Source organism: Sphingopyxis sp., from assembly GCF_025869345.1.
Lineage (GTDB): Bacteria > Pseudomonadota > Alphaproteobacteria > Sphingomonadales > Sphingomonadaceae > Sphingopyxis.
Map to the genome: position 1 here is coordinate 1 of NZ_JAOZVW010000038.1, position 13,468 is coordinate 13,468.

Sequence of the window (13,468 nt, forward strand, 5' to 3'; positions counted from 1 at the left end):
CCGGGATCCATTCATCCGGCGCTGAAAGAATGGATCCCGGATCAAGTCCGGGATGACGATGCAAGATAGGTCGTCTTCCAGTCGAAACCCGCCGTGACGACGTTCACCCCCGTCCAGCGTCGTTCAATGCGGAAAGCTGCTCGGCAGTCAGCACCAGCGCCTCGCTGGCCAATATCTCGTCGAGTTGCGCCACACTCGTCGCGCTCGCAATCGGCGCGGTGACGCCGGGCTGCGCCGCGACCCAGGCGAGCGCGATCTGCGACAGCGTCGCGCCGGTCTCGTCTGCAATGCGGTCCATCACCGCCAGCACCGCAGGCCCCTTGCCCTCCAGATAGGCCTTGGCGCGCGCCCCGCGCGGGCTTTTGCCGAGATCGTCGGCGCTCCGGTATTTCCCCGACAAATAGCCCGAGGCGAGGCTGAAATAGGTGATGACGCCCAGGCCCTCGTCGATGCAGAGCGTCTGGAGCGCCCCTTCATATTGCGCGCGGTCGAGCAGGTTGAGCTCGGGCTGCACGACGGTGAACCGCGGCAGGCCCAGTTCGTCGGCGGTGCGCAGCGCCTCGCCCAGCCGCCCGGCGCTATAGTTGGAGGCGCCGATCGCGCGCACCGTCCCCGCGTCGACCAGTTCGGCGAAGGCGCCGAGCACCTCGCCCAGCGGCACGTCGGGATCGTCCTTGTGCGCGAAATAGAGGTCGATGACGTCGACACCGAGCCGGTCGAGCGAGCCCTGCACGGCCTCGCGGATGCGGTCGGGTTTCAGGCCCCCGGGCATCATACCGACCTTGGTCGCAACCAGCACCTTGTCGCGCGCGCCGCTCGCCTTCAGCCAATGGCCCATCATGGTTTCGGACTCGCCGCCCTTGTGCCCGGGCATCCATGCCGAATAGACGTCTGCGGTATCGATCATCCCGCCGCCGCGCTCGACGAAGCGGTCGAGGATCGCGAAGCTCGCCTTTTGATCGGCGGTCATGCCGAAGACATTGCCGCCGAGCACGAAAGGCCGGATCGACAGGCCGCTTTTGCCGAGCGCGCGTTCGGTCATCGGGATGCTCCTTCCTTCACCGCCGGCACCGCTTCGCGCGGGTTGTCGCTGAACAGCCCGTCGATGCCGGTCCTCAGATAGGTTTTGATCTCGGCCGCGAGATCGCCGTGCCCCGCCGGATTGAGCCCGCCCTTGTCGGCGAGCGGCAGGAAATAATTCTCGCGGCGAAAGGTCCAGGGATGGACCTTGAGCCCCGCGGCATGGGCATCGCGCACCAGCGAGGTCGGATCGCCGAGCGTTCCGATCGCGCCGCGCGGGATGATCATCTCCTTGTTCGGCCCGATGCCGTCGGCATAGGCGGCGACCGCCTTCAGTCCCGCGGGGTTCGCCATCGCCGCATAGGTCGCTTTCGGATCGTCGGCGGGGCCGCCCGCGCCGTCCATGAGCTGGATCAGCGGCAGGTCGCTCTTCGCCCGGATCGCCTTGAGATTGCCGACCTCGAAGCTCTGGATGAACACCGGCGCGGTGCGGCCGCGATAGCCGTATTTTTCGAGGATCGCGAGCAGGGGCGCCTCGTGCGGCAGGCCGATCGCCGCGAAATAGCTCGGGTGCTTGGTCTCGGGATAGACGCCGACCGGGTGATCGCGGCCCTTGTTCGCCGCGACCAGCAGATCGAGGATTTCGGCGAAGGTCGGGATCTCGTACTGGCCGTCATGCGCCGTTCCGCGCAGCCGCGGGATGCGTTCCTTCGCGCGCAATGTCTTCAATTCGGCGAGGGTGAAATCCTCTGTGAACCAGCCGGTCACCGCCTTGCCGTCGATCGTTTTGGTCGCGTGTCGCGCCGCGAACTCGGGATGATCGGCGACGTCGGTCGTCTCCGAAATCTCATTCTCGTGCCGCGCAACGAGCACGCCGTCCTTCGTCAGCACCAGGTCGGGCTCGATGAAATCGGCGCCCTGCTCGATCGCGAGGCGGTAGCTTGCGAGCGTATGCTCCGGCCGCTCGCCCGACGCGCCGCGATGCGCGATGACGATCGGCGGCTTGCCGTCGAGCGTAGACTGCGCGGCCATCGGCTCAGCCCCGCAGCCCGAAAGCGCCAGCAGCATCAGCGCGGCGCGCCAGCGCGTCATGCCGCAAAGCGCTGCTGCCAGTCATCGGCCGAAAACCCCACGCTGAGCGCGCCGTCGGCATCGACGAGCGGGCGGCGGATCATCGCCGGCTGGTCGAGCATCAGCGCCTTGGCCTTCGCGGCGTCGAGTCCCTCTTTCTCCGCATCGGGCAATTTGCGAAAGGTGGTGCCGCTTTTGTTGAGCAGCTTTTCCCAGCCGAGCTTATCGATCCAGCCCTGAAGCTGCGCGGCATCGAGACCGTCCTTGCGATAATCGTGAAAGCGATGGGCGAGGCCATGCTCGTCGAGCCAGCGCCGCGCCTTTTTCACCGTATCGCAGTTGGGAATGCCGTAAAGGGTCAGGGTCATGAATCTGGATCGCTCTGCCGATTGGGAGGAAAGGCGGCGACCCTAAGGCAGCGGCGGCCGGTCGGCAATGCGGGCGTTGGCGCTCGCCAGTTTTCCGCGCAGCGCGCGCGCGAAGCCTTCGTGGAGTGCGGCGGCGACGTCGGGTTGGGCGGCGAGATAGGCGCGCAGCCCCGCGGCCGGGATGAACCACAGCCGCGAAGCGCTGGTCAGCACGACCGTGCCGGTCGCGTGGGCGCCGTCGAGCACCGTCGCCTCGCCGATCAGCGCGCCGTCGGCGACCGCGCCGACGTCCTGTCCGTCGCGGCGGACCGCCGCCGCGCCTTCAGCGAGGTAGAAGAGGCAGGGCGCCGCCTCATTCTCGCGGATCAGCACCTCGCCGCGCCGCGCCGAAATCCAGTGGCCCTGATCGATCAGCGCGCGGGCCGCCGCGGGGCCCAGCCCCTCGAAATGCCGGTCGCGCAACAGCTGCTCCTCGGCCGAGAAACGGACCCGGCTCGCGCGCAGCCACAATCGCGCGATGAGGCCGAGATTGACGAGCAGGATGGCGAGGATGAGCAGCGTATAGCCGGTCCCGTGCCAGCCGAAGACGGCGACGGGCAGCGCGAGCAGCGCCGCGACCGCGAGCCCGAGCCGGACGTGATCGACGCGCGCGACGAGGCTCACCCCAAGCAGCACGAGAAGCGCCCCATAACCGAACCAGGCCGGATCGAAATTGGCCATATGCAGCCTCTTTGCGTCGAAGCCCAAGCCGGGCCACCAGCATCTTGGCGTTGCCGCCATCCCGATAACGGTATCGAATGTCCAACGCCTTGGCCGCAACGACCCATGCAGCCCGATTGTTGCAATAATTTATCAGTTTTTACCGATCAGGGAAAGCATAGGTGCGTAAAAGCCATTAAAATGCTAATTTTACCTTTCCAAAGAATCGCATCCATTGCTTCGGCGGCGCATTCGCGCCATGGCGACCCGCGATTCGACGCAGAATGCAGAATGAAGACAGAAGATATGACGCAATCATGGCAACCGCAGAGCTGGCGCACGCACGAAGCGCGGCAGCTCCCCACCTATCAGGACGCCGCCGCGCTGGCGGCTGCCGAAAAGGAGCTGTCGAGCTATCCGCCGCTGGTCTTTGCCGGCGAGGCGCGTGACCTGACCGCCGAACTCGGCCGCGTGGCGGAAGGCAAGGCCTTCCTGCTTCAGGGTGGCGACTGCGCCGAAAGCTTTGCTGAATTCCATCCGAACAATATCCGCGACACCTTCCGCGTCCTGCTTCAGATGGCGGTCGTGCTGACCTTTGCGTCGAAAATGCCGGTGGTGAAGCTCGGCCGCATGGCGGGCCAGTTCGCCAAGCCGCGCTCGGCCGACATGGAAGACATCGATGGCGTGTCGCTGCCGAGCTATCGCGGCGACATCATCAACGACATCGGTTTCGAGGCGGCGGGGCGCGAGCCCGACCCGGCGCGGATGATCAAGGCGTATAACCAGTCGGCGGCGACGCTCAACCTGCTGCGCGCCTTTGCCAACGGCGGCTATGCGAACCTGCACCAGGTCAACGCCTGGACACATGATTTCATGGACCGCAGCCCGTGGGCGAAGAAATATCAGGAAACCGCGGGGCGGATTTCCGAAGCGCTCGCCTTCATGGAAGCGTGCGGGGTGACGCCGGAGACGGTGCCGCAGATCAAGGGCACCAGCTTCTACACCAGTCACGAGGCGCTGCTGCTCCCCTATGAGCAGGCGCTGACGCGGCAGGACAGCCTGACCGGCGGCTGGTACGACACCTCGGGCCATATGCTGTGGGTCGGCGACCGCACCCGCTTCGAGGGGTCGGCGCATATCGAGTATCTGCGCGGTATCGGCAATCCGGTCGGCATGAAGTGCGGGCCGAGCCTGGAGCCCGACGTGCTGCTGCGCCTGCTCGACACGCTGAACCCCGGCCATGTGCCGGGGCGCATGACGCTGATCACCCGCTACGGCCACGACAAGATCGAAGCGCATCTGCCGAAGCTGGTGCGCGCGGTGAAGGAATCGGGTCATCCGGTCGTCTGGTCGTGCGACCCGATGCACGGCAACGTCATCAAGACCTCGACCGGATACAAGACGCGTCCGTTCGAGCGCATCCTCGCCGAGGTGCGCGGCTTCTTCGCCGTGCACCGCGCCGAGGGCACGCATGGCGGCGGCATCCATATCGAGATGACCGGCCAGAACGTCACCGAATGCACCGGCGGCGCGATGGACGTGACCCAGATGGACCTCGCCGACCGCTATCACACGCACTGCGACCCGCGGCTCAATGCGGGGCAGAGCCTCGAACTGGCGTTCCTGCTGGCGGAAATGCTCAATCAGGAAATATCGGACCGCGCGAAGCAGGCGGCGTAGGCAGCCTCTCCCATCGTCATTACGAGCGCAGCGAAGCAATCCAGAGTGGCGTAAACCGCTCTGGATTGCTTCGCTGCGCTCGCAATGACGAAGATATTATTTCCCCGGCCACCGCTTCACATCGGCGAACGCCCGGCCCAGCGCGACGTGCAGGTCGGCGTCCTCGGCCGCGCCGCCGAGCGGCACCTTGTCCGAAAATTCGTCGGCGGGCTCGTGATAGTCGCTGCCGAGGAATTTTTCGAGCAGCGCCATGTCCGAAAAGCTGCCGCCGACCATTAGCGAGGTCACGCCCTTGGCGCCGAGCGCCCAGCCGTCCTGGCGCTGGATGAAGGGATCGGCCTCGCCATCGTCGTCGATCGTGCGGCCGAGCCCCTCCGCGACCGCGCGCACCACCGCGTCATAGGCGGGCTTGCCGCGGCCGATCGTCGCGACGGGGGTGCCGCGCGGCGAGATGGCGATGGTATCGATGTTGAGCGCGACGGTAATGTCCGAGAGCGGCACGACCGGATGGTCGGCGAACCAGCGGGCGCCAAGCAGCCCCTTTTCCTCCGCTGTCGTCGCCATGAAGTAGATATCGCGATCGGGCCGCGCGCCGCCGGCGAGCCGCTTTGCGACCGCGATCAGCACCGCGATCCCGCTCGCATTGTCGACCGCGCCGTTGCAGATGCGATCTTTCGGATCGTCGGGCGCGCAGATGCCGAGATGGTCCCAGTGACCGAGGAACAGCACCGCCTTGCCGTCGGGCTTCGCGCCGGGCAGCTTGGCGATGATATTGTTGCTTTCATAAGCGCGCACGGTCGAGGTGGCGGCGATCGTCACGGTCGCGGGCAGCACGGCGCCCTTGTAGCCGGGCGCCTTCGCCGCCGCGCCGAGCGCGGCGCCGTCCTGCCCCGCCCGCTTGAACAGGGCGGCGGCAGCCTCGGGCGACAGGAAGCCGGTGACCGGCGCGCCCGGCTTCGCCGACGCCAGCCGCGTCGTCTTGCCGCCCACCGCCTCGCGTAGCTGCCCCCACGGCACGGCGTCGGTCGCGATGACGAGCACCCCCGCCGCGCCCGCATCGGCGAGCATCTGCCGCCGTTCACGATAGCGCGGCAAATCCTTGCCGAAGGGCGCGGCGTCGAAGAGCATGATCGCGAGCTTGCCCGCAACGTCGGCATTGACCTTGCCCGCGCCGTCGATGCCATAGCCGACGAAGACGACCGGCACGTCCGCGAGCGACAGCGACGTATCGCGGCCGGTCAGGACGAGGCCGTCGTCGCCGAACGCCAGATCGCCGCCGCCGACCTTGAACGCCGCGCTTCCCTCCGTTGCCTGCGTCTCGACCAGCGGCACGCCCTGGAGCCACGGCGTCGCGCTGCCCGGAACGGGTTCGAGCCCCGCCTTCGCCCATTCGCCGACGATATAGGCGATGGTGCGATCCTCCCCCTCGGTGCCGGGCCCGCGCCCCTCGAAGGCATCGCTGGAAAGAGTGCGGATATGGTCTGCAAGCTCGGCCTCGGTCACCGGCGTATCAATATCCTTCGCGTAACTTGCGGGCGCGATGGCGATCAGGGCGGCGGCCGCGATAGCGGCCCGGAATGTGAGGATTTTCATGGGCTCGCCGCATGGCATGGCCGGATTGAGCAGGCAAGGCGCGTTCGTCGAATGATGGGCGGTGGTGCTGGATTGGATTCGCGCAGAGGAATCGAAACTTTTTGTTCACGCGGAGACGCGGAGGCGCGGAGATGATTGGGCCGACAGGCCCCTCGCTTTCTTGAACTTTCGTTTGTAACGCGAGACCGCGGAAAAAGGCCGCTTTGCGGCAATCGCCATTTCTCCGCGCCTCCGCGCCTCCGCGCCTCCGCGTCTCCGCGTGAACAGAAGTCTTTACGCTCTCTGCGCTTCCGCGCGAATTGATTTACCGGCGCTCCAGCAGCGCGCGGGCGGCGGCGACGTGCATGTCCTCGATCATCCGGCCCTCGTGCCGCTGCGCGCCGCCCGTCGCCGCCGCGACCAGCGCCTCGGCCGCGGCGATCTCACGCGGCGAGGGCGCGAAGGCGGTGTTGCACGGATCGACCTGCGACGGGTGGATCAGCGTCTTGCCGTCGAAGCCGAGTCGCCGTCCCTCGGCCGCTTCCGCCGCGAAACCGGTGGCATCGTCGATCGCGTTATAAACGCCGTCGAAACACCAGACCCCGCCCGCGCGCGCCGCGAGGACGATCGCCTGGATCGCATGGCTCATCGCGCCGCGGTCCATCCCGTCCGGCAATTTGAGTTCGTGCGCGAGGTCGTTGAGTCCCGCGATCAGCCCGCGCGTCGCCGGATCGGCAGCGATGGCGCGCGCCGCGTAGATGGCGGCCGGCGTCTCGATCATCGCCAGCAGCGGCACGCCGAGCGAGCGCGCCGGGTCGAGGTCCGACGGCGCGTCGACCTTGGGCAGCACCACGGCATCCAGCGCCAGCCCGGCGACCGCGGCGAGGTCGTCGGCCTGATGCTCGCTGCCCGTCCCGTTGATCCGCACCGCGACGCGCTTGCCCGGAAAGCCCGCCGTGACCGCCGCCCGCATCGCGCCCCGCGCCTCGGCCTTGCGGTCGGCCGGGACCGCATCCTCGAGGTCGATGATCAGCATGTCGGCGGCGAGCCCCCGCGCCTTTTCGAGCGCGCGGGCGTTCGAGCCGGGAACATAGAGCAGCGAGCGGGGGGCAAAGTCGGTCATGCGCTTTTCTGTGGCGCAGCCGCCGCATTGCCGCAATAAGGAGATGAGGCTTTTGTGAGAGAGGGGACGATCGATGGAATTCGCGCTCGCGCTGGTGGTGCTGGCCCTGGTGTTCCTGGTCTGGGCGCTGACGCCGGTCCGGCAGGGCTATGCCTATACGATCGAACGCTTCGGCCGCTACACCCACACCGCGCAGCCGGGGCTCAACTTCATCATGCCGATCTTCGACCGCGTCGGGCGCAAGGTGAACATGATGGAGCAGGTGCTCGACATTCCGGGGCAGGAGATCATCACCAAGGACAATGCGATGGTCGCGGTCGATGGCGTCGTCTTCTTCCAGGTGCTCGACGCCGCCAAGGCGGCCTATGAGGTCAGCGACCTCTATCTGGCGATCATGAACCTGACGACCACCAATCTGCGCACGGTGATGGGGTCGATGGACCTCGACGAGACGCTGTCGAAGCGCGACGAGATCAACACCCGCCTGCTGCACGTCGTCGACGATGCGACGACGCCGTGGGGGGTCAAGATCACCCGCGTCGAGATCAAGGACATCCGCCCGCCCGCCGATATTTCGAACGCGATGGCGCGGCAGATGAAGGCCGAGCGTGAGAAGCGCGCCAACATCCTCGAAGCCGAGGGGATGCGCGCCTCCGAAATTCTGCGCGCCGAGGGCGAGAAGCAGGGCCAGATATTGCAGGCCGAGGGCCGGCGCGAGGCCGCGTTCCGTGACGCCGAGGCGCGTGAGCGCGAAGCCGAAGCCGAGGCCAAGGCGACGCAGATGGTGTCCGACGCGATCGCCGGCGGCAATGCGCAGGCGATCAACTATTTCATCGCGCAGAAATATGTCGAGGCGGTGAGCCAGTTCGCGACGAGCCCCAACGCCAAGACGATCCTGTTCCCGGTCGAGGCGACGCAGCTCATCGGCACGCTCGGCGGCATCGGCGAGCTCGCCAAGGACGCGCTCGAACGCAAGGGGGCTTGAGATGGCGGACTGGCTGGCGAACATGGAACCGCATTGGGCGTGGCTCTCGCTCGGCGTGCTGCTCGCCGCGGCGGAGATCGTCGCGCCCGGCTTCTTCCTGATCTGGCTCGGCGCCGCAGCGATCGTTACCGGCGTCTTCGCGTGGATCGTCCCCGGCGTCGCCGACAGCGTCCCGGCGCAACTCGGCATCTTCGCCCTGCTGTCGTTCATCGCCCTCTACAGCGCGCGGCGCTGGCTGAAGGCGAACCCGATCACCACCGCCGACCCCAACCTCAACCAGCGCGCGGTGCGGCTGGTCGGCGAGGTGCTGACGGTGACCCGCGCGATCGAGGACGGCCGCGGCCGCGCCAGGGTCGGCGACGGCGAATGGCCGGTCCACGGCCCCGACGCCGCCGAGGGCAGCAAGGTCCGCGTCGTCAGCGCCGACGGCGGCGTGCTGGTGGTCGAGGCGGCTTAGAATATCGCAACTATAATCTGTTCCGCATCCCCGAGCGAAGCCGAGGGGCTCTGCCGAGCGAAGTCGAGGCTGCGACGGTGCGGTTCTCGCTCCGCTCGAACGAGCCCCTCGGCTTCGCTCGGGGATGCGGATGCTTCAGATTTCATGCAATTTGCTCTGACCCTAATTCTGTCGTTGTGAGCGGAGCAAAGCAATGGCATCTCATCCCCCCTTGGGCCGCGAATAGATCGCCACCGCATGGCCCAGCGCATCGCTCTCGCCGATGCGGCGGAAGCCCAGCTTCGCCGCCACCCGCTCCGATGCGACATGCCCGGGGTCGATGATGCAGCGCACTTCCTTTGCGTCGAGGGTCGCGTCGGCCCAGCCGAGCGCCGCGGTCATCGCCTCGGTCGCATAGCCCGCGCCCCAATGGTCGGCGTCGAACGCCCAGCCCGCCTCCGGGAAACCTTCCAGCTCGGGAATGCCGCGGCAGAAATAGGACAGGCCGCCCATGCCGACCAGCGCGTCGCTCGCCTTGTCGGCGAACACCCAATAGCCGAAGCCCATCACCGGCCACAGCCCCGCCGAGCTCAGAAACTTGCCCCAGCTCACGTCGGGCGTGCGCGGTTCGCCGCCGATGAAGCGGGTGACGCGGGCGTCGGCCCACATCGCGATATGGACGTCCTTGTCGGCAAAGCGCGTCGGGCGGAGGCGGAGGCGGCCGGTTTCGATGAGCGGGGGCGATGTGATCATCGCGCCGACATGCCGCAGCGGGCGGAGCGGCGTCAATCGGGAACGAGGAAATGGTCGAACAGGTCGTGCAGCACCGCAGTGCCGTCGACCTGCCGCTTGGCGCGCAGCACCGCGAGCGTATCGACGCGCGCCAGCATGTCGGCGTGCTTCAGCACCAGCTGATAATCCGGCCGGTCGGTGAAGCCGTGGAACAGCATCAGGCAGTCGGGCTTGCTATGGACGATCGCCTGCAACAGGCAGGCGACGCGAAAGCGGCCGTCGATCAGCACCGCATCGGGGCTGGCCGAAAGCTGGCGCCACACCTGCACATGATAGCGCGGCCAGTCCTGCATCCGGCCGCGGTCGGCGGGATAGCCCCGGTCGCCGATCGGCCCGATGTCGGCATGGACAGGCGTGAAATCGATCGCCCCGCGCGCGAGATTGGCGCCGACCTCGGCCAGCCAGCCGGCATCGCCGTCGACGCAGACGATTGTCTGCGCCTGCCTAGCGGCGACGAGCGTGCTGTTGCCGCAGCCGAACTGGAGCAGCGAGGCGCGGCCCGCGAGTTGCAGTTCGAGTTGCATGATTTCCGCCGCCGTCATCGGTCGCATGACGCCCCCCTTCCCCACGCGCCAAGGGATATGGGAGAGCGGCGAGCGCGTCTAGGTCCGTGCTGCCCCTTCCTCGTCATTCCCGCGAAAGCGGGAATCCAGCTTTTCCTTCTTCGCGCCTTTGCGTGAGTCTTTTGGAAATCTCACGCAAAGGCGCAAAGGCGCGAAGAATTAAGAGAGAAGGAAGCTGGATTCCCGCTTCCGCGGGAATGACGGGGGAATTTGATGCGCCCCGCAAAGGCAGGCTCGGAGGGGAGAGAGAAACCGGTCCGGGCGCCCGCCTTTGCGGAACCTCTGGTCAGGCCGCGGCCAGTTCGGGCGCCGAGGAATGCGCGGGCATCAGCGCGTCGGCGTAATCGCCCTCATATTTCTCGATCAGCGCGCGGTCGTCGTGGTTCCACGGGTGGAAGCCGGGCATGAAATAGGCGAGCCACGGCACGAAGCTGCGACGCAAGATGCCGGGCGAGCCGAGCAGATACCACCAGATGCGCGCCGTCACGCGCCAGCCGGTGAGCCCGTCCTGCTTCAGCAGCGCCTTCATCCCCTTGACGCGGCGCGGCCAGAAGCGGCTGGTGACGAGCAGCATCATCAGCGACTTCGCCTTCCACCGCTTCCAGCGGCTCCAGTCCTTCGTCGCGTGGAGCCAGGTGTCGTAGGCGACACCCTTATGCTCGATCTCCTCGATCGCGTGCCATTTCCACAGGGCGCCCCATTCGGGCTCGGCGCCCGCATACATTTTCGGGTCCTTGAGCATCACCGCCGCCATCATCGCGGTATAATGTTCGAGCGCGATCGTCGCCATCAGGTTGACGATCGGCGGGCGCGTCCTGATGAGGTCGAGGACGTGGCTGACGTCGGCGTCGAGCTCGCTGAGGTCGTAGCCCGCCTCCGCCGCCTTTTTGTTGAAGACGACATGCTCGCGGCTGTGGATGACTTCCTGCTGCGTGAAAGCGCGGATTTCGCGTGCGAGTTTGTCGGGGACGCCCTCGCGGTGCGCCTTCACCGCCTCGATGAACATCGCCTCGCCGCGCGGAAAGGTGACCGACAGCGCGGTGTGGAAGGCCGACGCGATCGGATCGCCGTTCAGCCACCAGCGCCCCTGCCGGTCGTCGCGGCCGAAGCGCTTGTCGCGCGGCGTAATCGACAGATCGTCGGGAGTGGGAGAGCGGGAAAGGCTGGACATATGGTCTTCACCGTCGAAAAGGGGTTGCGGGACGTGGGGACGTCCCGTGGGGTATGGCGTTAAAGGTTACTTACAGTGGTGTCAATATCAAGAAAGCGGCTGAGCCCGGAGGAGAGCCGGGCGGCCGCGCTGGAAGCGGCCCGCGAAATCCTGATCGAAAGCGGTCCGCAGGCGGTGACGCTGAAGGCCGTCGCGGCGCGCGTCGACCGCACCCACGCGAACCTGCTCCACCATTTCGGTAGCGCCGCGGGACTGCAGCAGGCGCTGATCGGGAAGATGGCGGCGTTCATCACCACGACGATCCGCGAGGCGGTGTTCCGCCAGCGCGCGAGCGAGCAGAACCCGCGCGAGGTCGTCGACCTGGCCTTCGATGCGTTCGACACCGGCGGCGCGGGGGCGCTGGCGAGCTGGATGATCCTGTCGGGCAATGAAAATGCGCTCGACCCGATCCTGAAGGCGATCCACGACCTGGTCGAGGAACTGCGCGAGGATCATGGCGAAGAAGAAGCGCCGATCGAGGACGAGACGATGCAGCTCGTGCTGATGGCGCTCGGCGACGCATTGTTTGGCGGCCCGCTGTCGCGCGCCCTCGGCGTCCCGCGCAGCCGCGCGCGCGAGATCGCGCTCGAATCGATGCTGTCGCACGGGATCGGGCGGCGGGGGTGACGCCGCTATCAAACGAAGCACCGCAGCGGTAATATTCATCGTCATCCCGGACTTGATCCGGGATCCATTCTCCGGCGCTGCGTGAATGGATCCCGGATCAAGTCCGGGATGACGAAGGCGGGAGATCGGCGGCCCCCTTCGCGAAGGCGACGAGCGCTGGCCAAATCGCGCCTTTCCCCCTAAAGGCGCCCGATGCATTTCCTCGACCAAGCCAAGATTTTCATCAAGTCGGGCGACGGCGGCCCCGGCGCCGTGTCGTTCCGGCGCGAGAAATATATCGAATATGGCGGACCCGACGGCGGCAACGGCGGCAAGGGCGGCGACGTGGTGTTCGAGGCGGTCGCGGGCCTCAACACGCTGATCGATTTCCGTTACACCCAGCATTTCAAGGCAAAGCGCGGCACCCCCGGCGCCGGGCGCGACCGCACCGGCGCGGGCGGCCCCGACCTCGTCATCCAGGTGCCGGTCGGCACCCAGATCCTCACCGACGACGACGAGCGCAGCCTGCTCGCCGATTTGACCAAAGAGGGCGAGCGCATCCATTTCCTGCGCGGCGGCGACGGCGGGCGCGGCAATGCGAGCTACAAGACCTCGACCAACCGCGCCCCGCGCCAGCACGGCCCCGGCTGGCCGGGCGAGGAGATGTGGGTGTGGCTGCGGCTGAAGCTGCTCGCCGACGCGGGTCTCGTCGGTCTGCCCAACGCCGGCAAGTCGACCTTCATCAACGCGGTGACCAACGCGCAGGCCAAGGTCGGCGCCTATGCCTTCACGACGCTGCGCCCGCAGCTCGGCGTCGTCAGCCACAAGGGGCAGGAATTCGTCGTCGCCGACATCCCCGGCCTGATCGAGGGCGCCGCCGAGGGCGCCGGGGTCGGCGACCGCTTCCTGGGGCATATCGAGCGCTGCCGCGTGCTGCTGCACCTCGTCGATGCGAACGACGCGGACGTCGCGACCAGCTATCGCATCGTCCGCGACGAGCTGGAGGCCTATGGCGCCGACCTGATCGACAAGCCGGTGATCGTCGCGCTCAACAAGATCGACACGCTCGACGACGAGCTGATCGCCGCGCTCTCGGCCGAACTCGAAGAAGCAAGCGGCCATAAGGTGATGGCGCTGTCGGGCGCCAGCGGCGCGGGCGTCGGCGCGGTGCTCGACACATTGCTCGAGGCGATCGGCCACCCTGAGCCGGGCGAGGACGAGAGCGAGGATGCAGGCGGCGACTGGTCGCCGATCTGAGTTCGGGAACGGCCGGAAGCCGACCCATCTTACATCGTCATCCCGGACTTGATCCGGGATCCATTCATCCGGCGCTGAGAGAATGG

At 67.1% G+C, this 13,468-nt stretch carries 14 protein-coding genes; 5 read left to right on the plus strand and 9 right to left on the minus strand.

What is annotated here, in order from left to right; genetic code table 11:
* Window positions 1-103 precede the first annotated feature (103 nt).
* The 4 genes from OJI97_RS04610 to OJI97_RS04625 are packed head-to-tail and all read right to left on the minus strand — an operon-like array spanning window position 104 to window position 3,179.
* A complete protein-coding gene (locus tag OJI97_RS04610; protein ID WP_297661574.1) occupies window positions 104-1,042 on the minus strand; it encodes an aldo/keto reductase in 939 nt (312 codons plus the stop codon).
* Complete coding sequence (locus OJI97_RS04615) at window positions 1,039-2,052, minus strand: glycerophosphodiester phosphodiesterase (RefSeq protein WP_297661598.1); 1,014 nt, start codon at window positions 2,050-2,052, stop codon at window positions 1,039-1,041. The genes OJI97_RS04610 and OJI97_RS04615 overlap by 4 nt, the downstream gene beginning before the upstream one ends.
* 56 nt (window positions 2,053-2,108) lie before the next feature.
* Window positions 2,109-2,459 (minus strand): ArsC family reductase, encoded by a 351-nt coding sequence (locus OJI97_RS04620; protein WP_297661576.1) that lies wholly within the window; start codon window positions 2,457-2,459, stop codon window positions 2,109-2,111.
* 42 nt (window positions 2,460-2,501) lie between these two features.
* Window positions 2,502-3,179 carry a cyclic nucleotide-binding domain-containing protein gene (locus tag OJI97_RS04625; RefSeq protein ID WP_297661578.1) on the minus strand — a complete coding sequence of 226 codons (678 nt, stop codon included), beginning with the start codon at window positions 3,177-3,179 and terminating at the stop codon, window positions 2,502-2,504.
* Between the two features lie 285 nt (window positions 3,180-3,464).
* Here OJI97_RS04625 and OJI97_RS04630 point away from each other — a divergent pair, with 285 nt between their 5' ends.
* On the plus strand, window positions 3,465-4,838 hold the full coding sequence (locus OJI97_RS04630) for a class II 3-deoxy-7-phosphoheptulonate synthase (protein ID WP_297661580.1): 1,374 nt from the start codon (window positions 3,465-3,467) through the stop codon (window positions 4,836-4,838).
* Between the two features lie 96 nt (window positions 4,839-4,934).
* Here the strand turns inward: OJI97_RS04630 and OJI97_RS04635 are convergent, their stop codons facing one another.
* Window positions 4,935-6,431 (minus strand): M28 family peptidase, encoded by a 1,497-nt coding sequence (locus tag OJI97_RS04635; protein ID WP_297661582.1) that lies wholly within the window; start codon window positions 6,429-6,431, stop codon window positions 4,935-4,937.
* A gap of 304 nt (window positions 6,432-6,735) precedes the next feature.
* Window positions 6,736-7,533 (minus strand): CoA ester lyase, encoded by a 798-nt coding sequence (locus OJI97_RS04640; protein WP_297661584.1) that lies wholly within the window; start codon window positions 7,531-7,533, stop codon window positions 6,736-6,738.
* A 73-nt stretch (window positions 7,534-7,606) separates the two neighbouring features.
* Here OJI97_RS04640 and OJI97_RS04645 point away from each other — a divergent pair, with 73 nt between their 5' ends.
* Window positions 7,607-8,518: an SPFH domain-containing protein gene (locus tag OJI97_RS04645; RefSeq protein ID WP_257544669.1), complete on the plus strand. Its 912-nt coding sequence runs from the start codon at window positions 7,607-7,609 to the stop codon at window positions 8,516-8,518.
* A gap of 1 nt (window position 8,519) precedes the next feature.
* A complete protein-coding gene (locus OJI97_RS04650; protein WP_297661586.1) occupies window positions 8,520-8,975 on the plus strand; it encodes an NfeD family protein in 456 nt (151 codons plus the stop codon).
* Between the two features lie 201 nt (window positions 8,976-9,176).
* Here the strand turns inward: OJI97_RS04650 and OJI97_RS04655 are convergent, their stop codons facing one another.
* The 3 genes from OJI97_RS04655 to OJI97_RS04665 all read right to left on the minus strand — a co-directional run bounded on the left by OJI97_RS04655 (window position 9,177) and on the right by OJI97_RS04665 (window position 11,480).
* Window positions 9,177-9,707 carry a GNAT family N-acetyltransferase gene (locus tag OJI97_RS04655; RefSeq protein ID WP_297661588.1) on the minus strand — a complete coding sequence of 177 codons (531 nt, stop codon included), beginning with the start codon at window positions 9,705-9,707 and terminating at the stop codon, window positions 9,177-9,179.
* Between the two features lie 32 nt (window positions 9,708-9,739).
* Window positions 9,740-10,297 carry a hypothetical protein gene (locus OJI97_RS04660; protein ID WP_297661590.1) on the minus strand — a complete coding sequence of 186 codons (558 nt, stop codon included), beginning with the start codon at window positions 10,295-10,297 and terminating at the stop codon, window positions 9,740-9,742.
* A gap of 298 nt (window positions 10,298-10,595) precedes the next feature.
* Window positions 10,596-11,480, minus strand: coding sequence for a metal-dependent hydrolase (locus OJI97_RS04665; protein ID WP_297661592.1), 885 nt, complete (start codon window positions 11,478-11,480; stop codon window positions 10,596-10,598).
* Window positions 11,481-11,558: 78 nt separating this feature from the next.
* On the opposite strand from OJI97_RS04665, the gene OJI97_RS04670 reads away from it, so the two are divergent.
* Both OJI97_RS04670 and obgE read left to right on the plus strand, forming a co-directional pair.
* Window positions 11,559-12,146: a TetR/AcrR family transcriptional regulator gene (locus OJI97_RS04670; protein WP_297661594.1), complete on the plus strand. Its 588-nt coding sequence runs from the start codon at window positions 11,559-11,561 to the stop codon at window positions 12,144-12,146.
* A gap of 192 nt (window positions 12,147-12,338) precedes the next feature.
* Entirely contained in the window at window positions 12,339-13,382 is a 1,044-nt protein-coding gene (gene obgE / locus OJI97_RS04675) for a GTPase ObgE (RefSeq protein WP_297661596.1), read from the plus strand.
* Window positions 13,383-13,468 lie beyond the last annotated feature (86 nt).